Below are 16,278 nucleotides of genomic sequence, written 5' to 3' on the forward strand. Positions count from 1 at the left end.
TCCAAAAGCTCTTCTCTATGAAAAAGAAATCGAGAAAAACCAATGATGTTGTCTCTCTATCTTCATGCTGCTCAATGAATAATGGATCATCTGATCCTTCCCACGATTCGGAGGGGAGGTACAAACGGGAGGAGGGGGGTGAAAAATGCCAGGATGGTTCTCCAGGAAATTGTCCGACTGACAAACAATGCTCTACGAAACTACTCGTTTTAGAAGACCGTCAGATTGCCTCGAGGCTAGCTAAAATTTGGGAAGAGTATCCAGACAGGCAGGAAAAGCTTCGGTCTTTGATTAAACTAGCCAAGGAACAGACTTATCTCACCTACGATGATATTAACGAAGCTCTTTCCGATAGCATTAACAATCCGGAAGAAATCGATGCCGTCCTCGACTTTTTAAGGACTCTAGAGATTGAAATTATAGACAGCTCAGATGTGGATAATGCCAAATCGGCGGTAGTGGCTGACATAGAGGAAAGCGAAGGAAGAGAAGCGAAATTGGACATCGTCGATGATCCGGTTCGAATGTATTTGAAGCAGATGGGGCAGGTGCCTCTTTTGACGAGAGAACAGGAGGTGGAAATTTCCAAAAAAATCGAGCAGTCTGAAGCAAATGTCAAGAGTTGTTTGCATAGCTTCCATTTTATTGCCAAAGAATATTTAAAATTGGCGAAGAAATTGGGTCAGGGTAAAGAAAGGTTTGATCGGGTCATTCAGGATAAACATGTGGAGTGTCGCGAAGAGTATTTGAAGAAGTTGCCCGAACTGATTGAACGGCTGGAATTTTATATAGCTAAAATAGAAGAATTGTATCCAAAGATAGCAAAGCTTGCGGAGAAATCCAAAGAAAGAAAGAACTTGGAAAAAGAGTTCCAAAGAGCTAAGAGTTGCCTTGAGAAAATTTTTGAAAAGCTGTATTTCAAGCAGAAAGTCATCGAGGATTTCGTACAAGTCAGCGAATCCTATTATCAAGAAGTACTCAAGTTAGAAAAAGAAAAGGAGGCTTTAGAAAAAAGTGAATTGGATCCTGAAGCAAAAGAAAAAAAATGTAAGCAACTCAGCTTGAAGTTTGAGCAATTAGAACATCAAATACATCTGCCAGTTGATCTTTTCAAAAATAAGCATGAAGAATTAAAACAATGGCTTAACGAGGCTCTAAAGGCGAAAAGTTGCATGGTTGAAGCGAACTTGCGACTAGTCATTTCTATAGCCAAAAAATACAGTAACAGAGGCCTTTCTTTCTTGGATTTAATCCAGGAGGGAAATATGGGCCTTATGAAAGCGGTTGAAAAATTTGAATACCGCAGGGGCTATAAATTTTCGACTTATGCGACATGGTGGATTCGGCAGGCGATCACTCGGAGTATTGCTGATCAGGCTCGGACGATTCGTATTCCTGTGCACATGATCGAAACGATCAATAAATTGATGCGCGTTCAAAAACAATTAATTCAGGAGCTTGGAAGAGAACCTACCCCTGAAGAAATTGCTGAAGAAACGCAGATGAGCGTGGATAGAATCCGAGCTATCATCAAAATGGCACAACATCCCATTTCCCTTCAAGCTCAAGTGGGAGAAAGCGAAGATACGACCTTTGGAGATTTTATAGAAGATAAAGCTGCTGAAAATCCCTCCGAGATGACTGGCTATTCTCTTTTGAGAGAAAAGATTAGAGATGTGCTCCATACCCTTGCAGAGCGCGAAAGAACGGTTATCGAACAACGCTTTGGGTTGCTCGATGGCTATCCTCGAACCCTTGAGGAGGTAGGCAAACAGTTTCGAGTAACACGGGAAAGGATCCGGCAGATTGAAGCCAAAGCCCTTCGGAAAATGCGTCATCCAACGAGATTACGTCATTTGAAAGGCTTTCTTGAAATCGATCAACTTTTTTAAGCCTTTTAAGAAAATCATTGTTTATAGGAAAAAGATGGGCTTTGAAGGATGTAACAGGCAGTTTCCTTCTGGATAATGAAGGATTTGGAGCGGAGGCTTACCAAAAATCCAACGTTGAAGCGATACCGTTGGGATCAAAGACAGGAAAAGAGATAGAACGCTGAAGAAGCCTCAATTGGTCTAGGTCCTGGCGTCGTACCGGATGGGTACGACACTCCCATGCGGCCGTCTCACCTTGCGGTCTTTATTCAGACGGTTCAAGGCGGACTTGATAGCCTCCGTTGCACGCACACTCTAGCAGAAATCACAAGCCCGGAAGGCATATCCGGATGCTCCGTACGGAGTCTCCAGTACGTCTCGTGATGCAATTTCACACCGTTCTTGCAACGCTTCTGTCAGCCAACAGCGCAGACAGCGTTGAAACAATCAGTGTACTCAGGGAGTATGCGCAAGAGGATTTGAGCCTGTTTGGTTGTAGGTTGTAGAAACAATCGGATTGTCCTCCTCATACTTCACATACTATCCTATTTTGCGAAGCGTGAGTAGCGCCGCTCCTCCCCATGCCTAAAGGAAGGGGTCGTGCGCAACGCTGTTGGCTGATGACGATTGCTCCAACGGGTTAGACCCATCCCCTACGAGACTATCCGTGTCGGCTTGAAGGAGGATAGGTCAAAAGTACAAAGCGGAGGGAAAAGAATGTGTCGTTGTTGGCATCGATCCTCACACTACACCTCACAAATGTGCTCGTGTTGTGGGGATGCCCATTGATACAATCGCCAAACACAATCAGGTTTTGTGTGCCGAAATTGCGGCTTCGAACTGAACGCCAAGCTAAAGGCGGCTTGGAACATTACTCGGAAATACCTTGCCGGAGGAGGCGGCATGTCCACTTCCGGCGGGCTGCTGTCAGCCAGCCTATCGTGTCAGCCGTAAGGCTAGGCGCAAGCCTCGCCCTTTAGGGCTGGGGTAGCTGACCACTGGCAGAACTTCATAGTTTGTAAAAATAAAGAATAATTTCCTTATGTGCTTTTGATTTCCTAAAAATCCTGTTCGATCTAGAAGAGAAATGCTAAAATAATAGAATAAAGGAGAATTAGATTTATGGCAAATAGAGTTGAGGATAAATCGCCATTTAAAGATAAAAGTTTAGAGCTTGCGATTCAATCCATTGCAAAAGAGTTTGGAGATGGATCGATCTTACGATTAGGAGATGATCGCTCAAAGCTTAAGATAGAAACGATCCCCACAGGTTGTTTAGCCATCGATAGGGCTCTTGGCGTAGGTGGCTTTCCTAGAGGCAGAATCATAGAAATTTATGGTCCAGAATCTTCTGGTAAAACAACACTTGCCCTAACGGTCATTGCGCAAGCTCAAAAAATGGGAGGAGTCGGAGTGATTATCGATGTCGAACATGCTCTAGATCCACATTATTGCCGGAAATTAGGAGTGAACATGAACGAATTGCTTATTTCTCAGCCTGATTCGGGTGAAGAAGCTTTGACAATCGCTGAAACGCTCATTCGCTCTAATGCTGTGGATGTGATTGTGATTGATTCAGTGGCTGCTTTGACCCCTAGAGCTGAAATAGAAGGTCAAATGGGAGATGCTGTGGTGGGAGCGCAAGCCAGACTCATGAGTAGTGCCCTTAGGAAACTGACGGCGCAGATTAGCAAGGCCAAAACCGTTTGCATTTTTACCAACCAGCTTAGAGACAAAATAGGAGTGATGTTCGGTAATCCCGAGACAACCCCTGGAGGTAAGGCATTAAAGTTTTATGCTTCGGTCAGAATTGACATTAGAAAGTTGGCTCAATTAAAGGGACCGGATGGGACGGTTTATGGGAATAGAACGAAGCTTAAGGTCGTTAAGAATAAGGTTGCCCCTCCATTTACTGAATGTGAATTTGATATTCTCTATAATGAGGGTATATCTAGGGAAGGGTCGTTGATCGATTTAGCTATTGAAGAGCAGATAGTCGAAAAAAGAGGCTCTTGGATTTATTTTGAAGGAACGCAACTTGGCCAGGGACGGGAATCTGTTGTTAATCTCTTGAAATCAGATCCCGTTCTGTGTGCTAAGTTGGAAGCGGCAACCAGGGAAAAAGTTTTTGGAGCCGATGCTTCTGTCCCCTCGGATAGGTCAACTACTCCCTCCTAAAAGACGGAGCTTGCATCCAGGCTCCACTGCTGCGACTGCGGACTGCTTCCCCTCCAGAGGGCCTCTTCTCTGACTTCCTTGCTCGCTTCGTCTCCGAAGACAGGCTCGATGCACGCCAAGGCCAAGACGGCCTGGCCGGGTGCGGAACCGCTCCTGCGTCGGGCGGCCGTCGAGCTTCAATCAACCTACAAGCGGAGCCGGTCGTCGCCGCCTCTCACGCCCTCCGGGGCATCAGAGCGGGCCGTCTGCCGAAGGGGAACGCTAGCCGCCGATGAAAACGCGCACGTCGTACCGCTTGTCTTCTCAAGCAAGCGGGAGGGGGGCGCGAGGAATCGGCGTGTCTCATCCCCAACCCCCCCTGGCTTTAGCCATGGGGAGGTTCAGAATGGCCTACGTACAGCCTCAATCAGTCGGTCTGGATACTACTAATATGTTCCAATTGTTCTTCTAACCTTTTAATTTTTAGGTCGATAACCTTCTTTTCTTCTTTCCATTGTTCAATTTTTTCTTTCGGGGCTTTAGAAAGAGTCCGTTCGTCGGTTAATCTTTTTTCTAAAAGTAATTGATCTTTTTTTAATTTAGATAGTTCTTTATCAATCCGTTTTTTTTCTGACTCGAAATCGATCAATTCCAAAGGCAGGTATAATTCTCCTATTGGCGTAGAAACCAGTGGCATTTTTGGAGGTCTGACATCGATGGAAAGGATCGAAGTGGCACCAACAAGACCGCAAAGTACAGTTTTTTCAAGATGGGATATTTCTTTGTCTTTCTTAATCAAGAACTTAATTTTTTGGTTGAAGTTAGGACAATATTGAGCCCTGAGATTACGCGCAGCTACGACGGTTTCAAAAATAGCCTGGGCAATAGAGGCAGCATGGGGATCATAGAGCGGTTTTTTTAAGATTTCCTGTAGCTCTTCATTCGGCCAAGGTTCGAGTTGGATAGTGGCATGGCCGAAAGCCATTCTCTGCCAGAGCTCTTCTGTTACAAAAGGAACAAATGGATGGAGCCATCTTAAAAGAACTGACATGGAATAATCGAAGGTTTCCAAAGCTCCCTGATGGGTTTCTTTAGAAACGAAAGTCAATTCCCATTTGGTTGCTTCAATGAATTTCGAACAGAATTCATTCCAAACAAATTCATAAAGAATGATGGCTGCCTGGTTAAATTCAAAGGCCTCAAAGGCTTCTTTTAGGAGAATAGAGGTTTGAGCCAGTTTTCTCAAGATATCTTGAGCAAAAGAGGATCTAGGATAATCCCAAGGCCTAGCCTTAGGATTGATGCTTCCAAAACGGATCCGAAACCGACATGCATTCCAGAGTTTGTTGCAGAAATTTCTGCCTTCCTCAATTTGCGATTCCTCAAAACGAATGTCTTGGCCTTGGGGAGCGATACGAAGCAGGCCAAACCGCAGGCCATCGGCTCCGTATTTTTGAATGAGCTCTAGGGGATCAGGTGAATTCCCTAAGGACTTGGACATTTTTCTTCCCAACCGATCTCTAATCAATCCAGTAAAATAGACCTTCCGGAAGGGAATATTTTGGTAAATATCATCCGAAAGACTAGGCTTAAATTCTAATCCAGCGATTACCATTCTGGCAACCCATAGGAAAATGATATCCGGACCAGTTACTAGAACGTTTGTTGGATAAAACTTTTTCCTTGTCTCCTCATCCATCGTTTCATAGGCCCAGAGCCATGAAGAAAACCAGGTATCCAGAGTATCTGGATCTCGTTGCCATTCTACCCCAGGAGATTCCTCTTGGCAGATGTATTGGCCATTTTTCCACCATACGGGGATGGGATGACCCCACCATACTTGTCTTGAAATACACCAGTCTTTAATATTTTTTATCCAATGTTCGTAAACCTTTTCCCAGTAAGCGGGGAAAAAAGTGATGATTTTGTCTTTTACGACTTCGAGAGCCTCTTTTGTCTTTGGATATCTCAAAAACCATTGTTCACTAATCCTTGGTTCAATGACCGCATCGGCTCGTTCGCTGAAACCCACGACATGACTGTAAGGTTGTTGGGATTCGAGAAGACCAAGGGACGATAAAAGTTCGATGGATTTTTTGCGGGCCTCAAACCGGTCTAAGCCATGGAGTGCCGGCAACTCAGGGCAATTGATCTTGCCGTCTGCTGTAAGGATATCCCTGATTGGTAAATGATGCTCGCAGCCAATCTCAAAATCGAGGGTATCATGGGCAGGGGTAATTTTGAGAACTCCAGTCCCGAACTTTGGATCAACCCTAGTATCGGCAATCACAGGTATAGGTTCTTTGGGAAAAGGTCTCAAACAGAACTTCCCGATAAATTGCTGGTAGCGTTGGTCCTCCGGGTGAACGGCCAAAGCTGAGTCAGCTGGAATGGTCTCGGGTCGGGTCGTGGCAACGGTCAAAAAAAGAGAGGGTTGATCCGCTAAAGGATAGCGTACGTAGAAAAGGAAGCCATCTATTTTCTTTGGAATGACTTCTTCGTCCGAAAGAGCCGTTTGCGAGGCTGGACACCAGTTGATCATTCGTTTGCCTCTATAAATTAACCCCTTATGATAAAGTTTTATGAAAGCCCTCGCAACGGCTTTGCTATAAGCAGGATCCATGGTAAAGCGGGTTCTTTCCCAGTCCGCTGAGCAACCAAGTTTTTGGAGCTGTTCAAGGATTCTCTTGGAATGACTCTCTTTCCATTCCCATACAATTTTTAAGAATTCTTCTTTGGATAAGGTCCGTGGATCTGTGTTTTTGGTCTTCAGCAGATATTTTTCAACAGCGACTTGAGTGGCTAAACCGGCGTGATCTAATCCAGGCAGCCAAAGTACCTCGTAGCCTTCCATGCGGGCTTTTCGGGACAAAATATCTTGTATGGTATTGTTTAGGACATGGCCTAGAGTCAGCACGCCTGTAATATTGGGAGGGGGCATGACAATGGAAAAGGAAGGTTTTGAAGAACTCGGGTTGGCATGGAAAATTTTTTGATCAAGCCACTCTCTATACAGACGGTCCTGAATAGCAGCTGGCTCGTAAGCTTTTGGAAATGTCTCTTCGGTATGCATTATTTCAAATTTATCTTTATGGGGAGAAAGAAAAAAAATCTTTCTAGCCTCATGGTTGTCTGTTTCGTTTAATTGTTAAATCAATCATCTGCTCTTGCAAGTTCAAATGAGAAGTTATAGAAAAAGGAAAAAGAGATTGTTTTTTTTGAAAATTTTGTTCTAATAGTGCTTCTAGCTTTATGCCCACCTATTTCATTTGGAATTCCATCTCCGAAGAATTATCTCACCAGATCCTTCTTTGCGCCCACCAGTCTGACAAAAAACTGTATCGACTGCTCTTAGATATGGTTTCAAAAGGATTTGGAATTCGGATCAATAAACTACTGGAAATGCCCAAAACAAAAAGGCATTCCCTGTGCAAAAAAGTCCTGTCGCATCCTAGAAGTGAAACGATGAGTTTTTATCTTCTTTCCCACTGGCTTATAGAAACTCAAAGCCCGATGTTATGTCGTTGGCTTGATATGCTAGGCATAGCTCATGATGAAAAAGGCATTCTTGAGGTGGATCCTGAAGAGCCTCCTTTAGAAACCTTACAAGAAGCTGTCAATACACTTTTTGAGGAATTCCCAAAAGAATATGTTTCTATTTATCTTCAGGGTTTTTATGAGATGGAAGGAGTAAAGTGGAAAAATCTTGGATCTTTAATAGCAACCGATCCACGGTTTAAAATAGGAACCTACCAACCAGTGACTTGATTGCCTATGAGCCAGATCGACAAGCAGAGTGGGGGAGAAAAAGAGATGCGATTTGAAGAAGCGTTCAAAAGACTCCAAGAGATCGTCAATAGCCTCGAATCTGGTCAAATGCCTTTAGAAGATCTCTTGCAGAAATACGAAGAGGGCAGAAGGTTATTAAAGATCTGTGATGAGAAGCTCAACGAAGCTGAACAAAGGATCATCGTATTGTCCGCTAAAGAAGAGAATAGTTGTGGAGCCAAGGAGAACTAAAGGAGCAGTTTTTTCAAGATGGAGGAACTATGGATAGACTCTTAGACCAAATAGACAGTCCTTCGGATCTAAAAAAAATTCCCATTCCTGAATTGCCTAAACTGGCCGAAGAGATCCGACAGGAAATGATCACCGTGCTATCTAAAAACGGAGGGCATCTTGGACCAAATCTTGGAGTGGTGGAACTGACCCTCGCCTTGCATTACGTTTTTGATGTTCCCAAGGATAATTTTGTATTTGATGTTAGCCATCAAGCCTATGTCCATAAAATTCTGACAGGTAGGAAAAATAGGTTCCATACGATTCGACAACCAGGAGGGATTTCGGGGTTCATGTGTCGAGAAGAAAGTGAATATGACTGTTATGGGGCAGGGCATGCGGGAACGGCCCTATCGGCTGCCCTTGGAATGGCTGTAGGAAGGGATCGGAGAGGGGGCAAAGAGCACGTCATTGCTCTCTGTGGTGATGCCGCCTTTACTTGCGGCATTACCTTTGAAGCATTGAATAACATTGCCTCAACAACACAAAGACTCATTGTCATTCTTAATGACAATGAATGGTCGATTGATAAGAATGTGGGGGCAATAGCGAGTTATTTTAACAAGATCGTTACCAATCCTGCCTATTCCTATTTGCGTGATCGAGTGGAAAAGGTGCTAGAAAAATGGCCAGGCAAAAATGTTCTTAAAGTCGCCAGGAAAGCTGAAGAGGCCTTTAAAAGTCTTCTCTGGCCAAGTGTTATTTTTGAAGAATTGGGGCTGACTTATCATGGTCCTATCGATGGACATGATATTCCTAGGTTGATTTCGACTTTTGAATTTCTCAAAAATCAAGAATACCCGGTGTTGCTTCATGTTATCACGCAAAAAGGAAGGGGCTTTCCTCCCGCTTTAGAAAAGCAAAAGAAATTTCATGGTCTAGGGCCTTATAATCCTATTACTGGTGAAACTCCCACAAGCCCAAGAAAAACATTTTCAGAAGTCTTTGCTGAGACAATGATTAAGTTGGCTGAGATGAACAGGAATGTTGTGGCGATCACAGCGGCAATGCCCAATGGGACAGCCCTGGATAAGTTCCAGCCTAAATTTCCGGATAGGTATTTTGATGTGGGTATTGCAGAAGAGCATGCAGTCATTTTTGCTGCTGGTCTTGCCACCAAGGGATTCAAACCTTATTGTGCGATCTATTCAACTTTTCTTCAAAGGGCTTATGATCCTATCATTCATGATGTTTGCTTGCAGAAATTACCAGTAGTCTTCTGCTTGGATCGTGGAGGACTTTCAGGAGATGATGGACCGACCCATCATGGGCTTTTCGATGTAGCCTATTTACGGACCGTACCGAATATTACGATCATGCATCCAAAAGATGAAGATGAACTAGCCGATATGCTTTTTACTGCCATGCATCACCCTGCTCCGGTGGCTATCCGGTATCCAAGGGGGACAGGCAGCGGGGTAGCGGTCAAAGAGCAACCGGAATTGATCCCTATTGGACGGGCTGAGGTCCTTCAACATGGTAGGGAGTTGGCAATCTTTGGACTAGGAGTGATGATAGAAATGGCAAAAGAATTAGCGGCAAGATTTGAAGAGCTTGGTTATTCGGCAGCGGTGATTAACCCAAGGACTGTCAAGCCCTTTGATAGAGGAACGCTTGAGTTTTTCGCTAGACATGTCGAGCTAATTGTAACGATTGAAGATCATGTGCTAGCTGGAGGCTTTGGCTCGCTTGTGCTTGAGGAGCTGCAGCAGCTCGGATTGCGAACCCCTGTAGTTAGAATTGGCTGGCCAGATCAGTTTATTGAACATGGGAAGGTGGATATCCTCAGGAAAAAATATGGAGTAACGGTCGAGAATGCTCTAGAGCAGTCCTTGAAAATTTTAAAGGGATCGAAGGCCGCAGGCCATCTAGAAATTGCTTGAGACTAAAAGGAATGGCGTGGGCATGAAGATCGTCTTGGCTTATTCAGGAGGATTAGATACTTCGGTGATACTTCGATGGCTTATTGAGCAGTATCAGGCGGAGGTTATTGCCTATTGTGCCAATTTAGGTCAGGAAGAAGAACTCATAGGATTAGAGGAAAAGGCACGGAAGCTTGGTGCTTCAAAATGTATTGTGGAAGACCTGACCGAAGAGTTTGTTAGGGATTATGTCTATCCGATGCTTCGAGCAGGAGCCATATACGAAAATCAGTATCTTTTGGGCACAAGTATTGCTAGACCCTTAATTGCTAAAAGACAGGTGGAGGTTGCAAGGAAAGAAGGAGCTGATTCGCTTGCGCATGGAGCTACGGGTAAAGGGAATGATCAGGTCCGTTTCGAGTTGGCTTATGCCGCTTTAGCGCCTGAGTTTAAAGTCATTTCTCCATGGAGAGAATGGAGCTTTCAGGGAAGAGAAGAGCTGATAGCCTACGCTAGAAAACAGGGTATTGAGGTGCCTGTCAGCCGAGAAAAACCTTATTCAATGGACAGGAATATCCTACACATTAGCTATGAAAGCGGTGTTTTAGAAGATCCTTGGCAAGAACCGCCTCAGGACTTGTTTCGGTTAACTAAAAGTCCCGAAGAGGCACCTAATCAACCAGAAGTGGTAGAGTTAGAATTTGAAGAAGGTAACTGTGTGGGGGTCAACGGGGAGAAAAAAAGTCCAGTCGAAATTTTAAAGTCTTTGAATAGCCTTGGAGCAAAGCATGGAATCGGCAGAGTTGACATCGTTGAAAATCGCTTTGTAGGAATAAAATCTAGGGGTGTCTATGAGTGTCCTGGAGGAACGATCCTTTATTTTGGGCATCGGCAGATGGAAACGATCACTCTGGATAGGGAAGTCATGCACCTGCGGGATAGCTTGATTCCAAAATATGCTGAGTTGATTTATAATGGATTTTGGTTTTCTCCAGAAAGATCTTTCCTTCAAGCTGCATTCGATCAAACGCAGCGTTTTGTAACAGGAACTGTTCGGCTGAAACTCTTCAAAGGCCAGCTCTATACGCTTGGGAGGAAAAGTCCCTATTCGCTTTATAACCCAAAGCTGGCAACGATGGAGGCTGATCAAGGTGCCTATGACCCAAAGGATGCCACAGGATTTATCAAGCTTCAGTCTTTGCGGCTTAGGACGGTTGCTCAGTCTCAAAAAGGTCTATTCGGCTAAGGAAGAAGCCATTCTTGATTTCTTTATTCCTAACTGTCATATTTATTTTTGTGCTTAATGAAGCGATCAAAGAAGAAGTCAACGTTACGATTGGGGAAATTTATCTCCCTGGGACATTAGAAATTCCTCCCGGAGCAAGGGGTATCGTTCTTTTTGCCCATGGCAGTGGTAGTAGCCGTTTTAGTCCGAGGAATCAGTTAGTTGCTAAAGTTTTAAGAGAAAAAGGGTCTGGCACCCTTCTTTTTGATCTTTTAACTTCTGATGAAGAAGCCGAAGACGAGTTTAGTGGCATTTACCGGTTTGATATCGGACTTCTAGCTAGAAGGCTGGTAGGAGCTGCTCATTGGTTAAAAACACAAAAACAAACCAGAAATTATCCAATAGGCTTTTTCGGCTCGAGCACAGGAGGAGGAGCTGCTTTAGTCGCTGCCGCCGAGCTTGGAGACAAAATAAAAGCTGTGGTTTCTCGAGGAGGAAGGCCGGATCTAGCCGGTGAATCGCTAAAAAAGGTGAAGTCTCCGACCCTACTCATAGTTGGGAGTCTGGATGAGTTCGTTTTAAGGCTTAATGAACAGGCATTAGAAGCCCTGCAGTGCAAAAAAGAACTGGTGGTTATTCCAGGAGCTTCCCATCTTTTTGAAGAACCAGGAACCCTCGATAAAGTCGCTGCGGTGGCTGCAGATTGGTTTTCTGCTCACTGGCCACACTCCGCTATCCTTTCATGAACTGCTCCTCCCCTAATATCAAACCAGCTGGTTTAGGGATTCTTTTAAAACAGCAACGATTTTCAGAATATCTTCTTCCTTCACGATAAGAGGTGGGCAAACAAGCACGGCTTCCCCTGAAAAGCCATCAGCCATTCCTTGACAAGGATAAAAAAATACTCCAAGTTCCAGCGCTTTTCTTAATAGCCGGTTTAAAAAGCCTTCTTCAGGAGGGAAAGGTTCTTTGGTGATTTTGGATTTTACAAATTCTACTCCCCAAAAAAGGCCTTTGCCACGTATGTCTCCAACAACAGGATGATCCGCTAGTTCGTTTTTTAAGGACTGGCCAAGTAGTTCGCCCATTTTCATTGAGTGATCAATAAGGTTTTCAGCCTCCAAAATATCGATCACTTTTTTTGCAATCGCACAGCTTAGTGGATGGGAAGTATAAGTAAAGAACATGAAATTTTTTGCTATTTTTTCACATCTTTGGACAAGCTCTTCTCTGACAGCAAGCATACCCATGGGGATATAGCCGCCCGATAGACCTTTTGCACTGACAATAATGTCTGGTTGAAGCTTCCAGTGTTCAAAAGCAAATCGTTTGCCTGTCCTCCCAAAACCAGTCATTACTTCATCGATAATCAGTAATAGGCCATATTTTTTAGAGATTTCCGCAATGGCAGGCCAGTACTCCTCGACGGGTACAATCGCTCCCCCACTAGCTCCAATAATAGGTTCGGCAATGAAAGCGGCTATGCCTTTGCCTGTCTGAGAGTGGAGCAGTTCCTCTAGTGCCTGAGCACAGGCAATGCCACAAGAGGGATAGGTTTTGGACCATGGACAACGATAACAATAGGGAGGAGGGATTTTGGGCCAATCAAGCAGACAGTGTTCCAAATGCTCCCTTCGTAATCGGTTGCCGCTGGCTGATAAAGCGCCAAGGGTAATGCCATGATAGGAGGTCCAACGAGAAAGGATTTTGTTCTTCCAAGGCTTATTCTCAGCTACTTGATACAAAAAAGCAAAACGAAACGCTGCTTCTACAGATTCTGCGCCTCCCGTCGTAAAGTAGAACCGATAGGGTTCGGTTGGAAACCACTCGGATAGTTTTTTAACAAGCCCTTCAAGTGCTTCAGATAACCAAATGGGAACAATATAATCTAGTTTTTTTATTTGCTCCTGGGCTATTGTCGCGATTTCTTCTCTGCCTTGACCAATATTGACAACAACTGCCCCTGAAGCCGCATCGATTATTTCCTTGCCTTCTTTGGTGTAGAGATAAATGCCTTGAGCCCGCTCTATAAAAAGCGGTAGGGTTACTGGGGTTGGCTCAAAAAAGAAATAAGAAGAAGGCAGGCTCATTAGAACATAAAGTAAAAAATTAATAGGCCTACTGACAATCGAAAAGAATAGGAGAATTAAGTGGTATTTTCTGTATAAAGAAGGAAAATGGAGGAGTAATGATCGGCCCTAGGAAAATATCGGCTCTAACAGCTATCTCCATCGTAATCGCTAATATGATTGGCACGGGCGTATTTACTACCCTTGGTTTTCAAGTAAAGGAAATTGCTTCGCCCTTTATCATCCTTTGCATTTGGATTTTGGGAGGCATTGTTGCTCTTAGTGGTGCTCTTTCCTATGCAGAACTTGGAGCTATCTTTCAAAGATCAGGAGGAGAATATCTGTTTTTAAGTAAAATTTATCATCCGATGATGGGCTTTTTGGCAGGTTTTTTGTCGGTGACTGTGGGGTTTGCTGCTCCTTCTGCAGCCACGGCGATGGCCCTTGGAAAGTATTTTCACTATGTCTTTCCCATGATACCACCCCTTTGGATTTCTTGTTGTGTGGCAATTCTCGTTTATGCTTTGCATCTTCGGAGCCTTCGTTGGGAATCAATTTTCCAAAATTTTTTTATTTTGGTCGAAATCTTTTTGATTTTGTTTTTTATTGTTAGCGGCATTGAGCATATAGAAAGACCAACACTCGATTTTCTTCTAAAGCCAGAAGATCTAGCTGTTTTTTTTAGCCCTCCTTTTGCCTTGTGTTTTATTTACACGATGTATTCCTACTCCGGGTGGAACGCTGCAGCCTATATCGCTGGAGAGATCGAAAATCCAAAGAAAAACATTCCTCTTGCCCTTATTTTAGGATCGACCATCGTGGTCATCATCTATACTTTTCTTAACGCAGTCTTTATATTTTCTGTTCCTCGAGATCAAATTTCAGGTCAAATTGAGGTCGGTGCCATTGTGGCTAGAAAAATTTTTGGGGAATGGGGCAGCCGGTTTGCCGGATTTTTAATTGGCGTAAGCCTCGTTTCTTCTCTGAGCGCCATGGCATGGACTGGACCAAGGGTGGCTGCAGCTATAGGAGAGGATTATCCTTTTTTTCGTATTCTAAGTAAACGTTCAAAAGAAGGCGTACCTTACGTAGGGTTATTGCTTCAGGCCCTTATTATGTTTTGCCTTCTGTTTAGTTCCTCCTTTGCAAAGATAATCACTTATGTGGAGTTTGCTTTGGGCTTATCGACCGTTGTTACGGTTCTTGGAGTGATCGTGCTGCGTTTGAAAGCCCCTGAACTCAAGCGTTTTTATTCTACATGGGGCTACCCATTGACTCCCTTACTCTATATCATCATTGAGTCTATCATTCTGTTGCAGGTGTTCAGGCAAAGACCAGTAGAATCATTGCTAGGACTCTCTACTTTTCTAGTGGGTGCCATTGTTTACTTCTTTTCGACTAAGTCTCCTTCGAAGTAAGAGCTCGAGATAAAATCTGTTAGCATGGCCTTAGGTACCAAAAAGGCTTGCCTCTTATCTTTTGCGGTTTTTTCAAGCCACTTTCCCGCCACTGGATCTAATGCCCTACATAGCTACTAGAGACTTTGAGCCTGTCGGAGAACTTGGCTATCTTTAGGAGTTTTGCAAATCCGGTTTTCCTAGGCCATAGCTAGTGTTCTGGATGCCGCTACCGCTCGTTCACACTACCTATACAGAACGGAGGAGCAGTCAATGCTTTTAAAGTGATTTTTTTTCTCTCTATTTTGAAATTTATATTCCTCATGGGGTTTTTTCTCTTGATTGAGATCCTTCTAGCGATTATCACCTTTTTTCGATGCTTTTCTCTAAGCTTGCCTTTCAAAAGCCTATTCTTTGAGGACGAATCAAACAATGGAACAAGAAATAACTATCGAATCCAAATCGAAGATGACCATAAGCCTATGGCTTCTTTTTTTTGTCTTTGGTTGGTTATCATCTCTTTTTGGACAACTTGAAGAAGAGGAGCCAATCCCTGAACAAACAAAAACGGGAACTGATGCCATTAGTTTGTTTTTAGGAGGATTGCCGGTTAAAGAACATGATTCAGCTTTATTGTATGCTTACGAAAAGTCGCAAACATGGCAGCAGTATGCTCAGTTACTGGAAAAGCAGTGGCAAAAACGCGACTCCTGGTCCTGGACACCGATTCGAGTTTTTTCTGAAAACAAAATAACTAAACTGGATGATCCCTATCTGCCCGTATTCTATCCTTTTAGTGGGCCAGACTTTATGTTCGCCTTGGCTCTTTTCCCTTTTGCTTCCACCTATGTTCTGGCCAGTCGGGAGTCTGCTGGAAACTGTCCAGATCTTGAATCAGTAAAGACATTTGAAAGGACTTTTCCCCTGATCCTCGCTTCCTTGCACAGTTATTTTAAAGCCGGATACTTTGTGACAAAAGAATTACGTCAGGATCTTCCCATGCTTGGCGGCAATGTGCCTCTTTTTCTCATCATGATTGTTCGCTCTGGCGGGAGAGTTGTCGATTGCAAAACAATGGGCTCAAGAGCCATTATTCGGTTTTATTCAAAAGGGAAGCTCAAAACCCTTTACTATTTTCAGTCGGATCTCTCCAATGGGGGATTTGAAGGAAGCCTTATGAATTTTCTTTCTTCTTTGGGGCCGTTCAATACTGTTATTAAATCAGCTTCTTATCTGCTGCATGGGAGTAATTTTTCATCTCTGCGAGAGTTTCTCCTTTCCCATAGCGAAATGATCATTCAAGATGATAGTGGTATTCCCTATCGATATTTGGTCGCTGGTGGACGAAATGTTGAGCTTTTTGGCGTCTATACCCCGCCTTTGAACATATTCAAGGAATTTTATCAAAAAGATCTGGAAGAGGCATTTGCTCAGCAGAAAACCGAGCCTTTGCCATTTGGCTTTGGCTACAAATGGAACCCTAAGGAAGCAGGATTGATCGTTTCATTAAAAACTCATTGACATCCTCCCCATGCCTAAAGGCAGGGGATTCCTGGAGATAACTGACCAGATTTAGCCAGGGCAAGCTCTCCGATGAGGGTGTTGAGGTTTTGATAGACCCTGACACTCTCATCGGCC

11 protein-coding genes are annotated in these 16,278 nt (G+C 43.9%); 9 read left to right on the forward strand and 2 right to left on the reverse strand.

Annotated elements, in window-relative coordinates:
- Positions 1–17 precede the first annotated feature (17 nt).
- Both rpoD and recA read left to right on the forward strand, forming a co-directional pair.
- On the forward strand, positions 18–1,892 hold the full coding sequence (gene rpoD / locus A7Q09_RS11180; protein ID WP_134389314.1) for an RNA polymerase sigma factor RpoD: 1,875 nt from the start codon (positions 18–20) through the stop codon (positions 1,890–1,892).
- A 1,101-nt stretch (positions 1,893–2,993) separates the two neighbouring features.
- Positions 2,994–4,049, forward strand: a complete 1,056-nt coding sequence (gene recA / locus A7Q09_RS00180; protein WP_134389315.1) for a recombinase RecA — start codon at positions 2,994–2,996, stop codon at positions 4,047–4,049.
- 406 nt (positions 4,050–4,455) lie between these two features.
- On the opposite strand, the gene A7Q09_RS00185 is transcribed toward recA, so the two are convergent.
- On the reverse strand, positions 4,456–7,101 hold the full coding sequence (locus tag A7Q09_RS00185; protein WP_134389316.1) for a valine--tRNA ligase: 2,646 nt from the start codon (positions 7,099–7,101) through the stop codon (positions 4,456–4,458).
- A gap of 179 nt (positions 7,102–7,280) precedes the next feature.
- Here A7Q09_RS00185 and A7Q09_RS00190 point away from each other — a divergent pair, with 179 nt between their 5' ends.
- The 5 genes from A7Q09_RS00190 to A7Q09_RS00210 are packed head-to-tail and all read left to right on the forward strand — an operon-like array spanning position 7,281 to position 11,920.
- Positions 7,281–7,796: a hypothetical protein gene (locus tag A7Q09_RS00190; protein ID WP_134389317.1), complete on the forward strand. Its 516-nt coding sequence runs from the start codon at positions 7,281–7,283 to the stop codon at positions 7,794–7,796.
- A gap of 6 nt (positions 7,797–7,802) precedes the next feature.
- Complete coding sequence (gene xseB / locus A7Q09_RS00195; RefSeq protein WP_134389318.1) at positions 7,803–8,048, forward strand: exodeoxyribonuclease VII small subunit; 246 nt, start codon at positions 7,803–7,805, stop codon at positions 8,046–8,048.
- Positions 8,049–8,077: 29 nt separating this feature from the next.
- Positions 8,078–9,970 carry a 1-deoxy-D-xylulose-5-phosphate synthase gene (gene dxs, locus A7Q09_RS00200; protein ID WP_134389326.1) on the forward strand — a complete coding sequence of 631 codons (1,893 nt, stop codon included), beginning with the start codon at positions 8,078–8,080 and terminating at the stop codon, positions 9,968–9,970.
- A gap of 22 nt (positions 9,971–9,992) precedes the next feature.
- Positions 9,993–11,195 carry an argininosuccinate synthase gene (locus A7Q09_RS00205; RefSeq protein ID WP_134389319.1) on the forward strand — a complete coding sequence of 401 codons (1,203 nt, stop codon included), beginning with the start codon at positions 9,993–9,995 and terminating at the stop codon, positions 11,193–11,195.
- A 50-nt stretch (positions 11,196–11,245) separates the two neighbouring features.
- Complete coding sequence (locus tag A7Q09_RS00210) at positions 11,246–11,920, forward strand: dienelactone hydrolase family protein (RefSeq protein WP_134389327.1); 675 nt, start codon at positions 11,246–11,248, stop codon at positions 11,918–11,920.
- Between the two features lie 18 nt (positions 11,921–11,938).
- Here A7Q09_RS00210 and A7Q09_RS00215 read toward each other — a convergent pair whose 3' ends face one another.
- Positions 11,939–13,264, reverse strand: coding sequence for an aspartate aminotransferase family protein (locus tag A7Q09_RS00215; protein ID WP_134389320.1), 1,326 nt, complete (start codon positions 13,262–13,264; stop codon positions 11,939–11,941).
- Between the two features lie 98 nt (positions 13,265–13,362).
- Here A7Q09_RS00215 and A7Q09_RS00220 point away from each other — a divergent pair, with 98 nt between their 5' ends.
- Both A7Q09_RS00220 and A7Q09_RS00225 read left to right on the forward strand, forming a co-directional pair.
- Positions 13,363–14,661: an APC family permease gene (locus A7Q09_RS00220; RefSeq protein ID WP_134389321.1), complete on the forward strand. Its 1,299-nt coding sequence runs from the start codon at positions 13,363–13,365 to the stop codon at positions 14,659–14,661.
- Between the two features lie 411 nt (positions 14,662–15,072).
- Entirely contained in the window at positions 15,073–16,161 is a 1,089-nt protein-coding gene (locus A7Q09_RS00225) for a hypothetical protein (protein ID WP_134389322.1), read from the forward strand.
- Positions 16,162–16,278: the final 117 nt, after the last annotated feature.

It is taken from the genome of Methylacidiphilum sp. Yel (assembly GCF_004421185.1).
In the GTDB taxonomy this organism is placed as follows: domain Bacteria; phylum Verrucomicrobiota; class Verrucomicrobiia; order Methylacidiphilales; family Methylacidiphilaceae; genus Methylacidiphilum.

What these genes read in the sequence shown, in the direction of transcription:
- A7Q09_RS00225 (WP_134389322.1), top strand. Translation starts at nt 15,073, where the DNA reads ATGGAACAAGAAATAACTATCGAATCCAAATCGAAGATGACCATAAGC.
- A7Q09_RS00190 (WP_134389317.1), top strand. Translation starts at nt 7,281, where the DNA reads ATGCCCACCTATTTCATTTGGAATTCCATCTCCGAAGAATTATCTCAC.
- A7Q09_RS00205 (WP_134389319.1), top strand. Translation starts at nt 9,993, where the DNA reads ATGAAGATCGTCTTGGCTTATTCAGGAGGATTAGATACTTCGGTGATA.
- A7Q09_RS00215 (WP_134389320.1), bottom strand. Translation starts at nt 13,264, where the DNA reads ATGAGCCTGCCTTCTTCTTATTTCTTTTTTGAGCCAACCCCAGTAACC.
- rpoD (WP_134389314.1), top strand. Translation starts at nt 18, where the DNA reads ATGAAAAAGAAATCGAGAAAAACCAATGATGTTGTCTCTCTATCTTCA.
- xseB (WP_134389318.1), top strand. Translation starts at nt 7,803, where the DNA reads ATGAGCCAGATCGACAAGCAGAGTGGGGGAGAAAAAGAGATGCGATTT.
- dxs (WP_134389326.1), top strand. Translation starts at nt 8,078, where the DNA reads ATGGATAGACTCTTAGACCAAATAGACAGTCCTTCGGATCTAAAAAAA.
- A7Q09_RS00185 (WP_134389316.1), bottom strand. Translation starts at nt 7,101, where the DNA reads ATGCATACCGAAGAGACATTTCCAAAAGCTTACGAGCCAGCTGCTATT.
- recA (WP_134389315.1), top strand. Translation starts at nt 2,994, where the DNA reads ATGGCAAATAGAGTTGAGGATAAATCGCCATTTAAAGATAAAAGTTTA.
- A7Q09_RS00220 (WP_134389321.1), top strand. Translation starts at nt 13,363, where the DNA reads ATGATCGGCCCTAGGAAAATATCGGCTCTAACAGCTATCTCCATCGTA.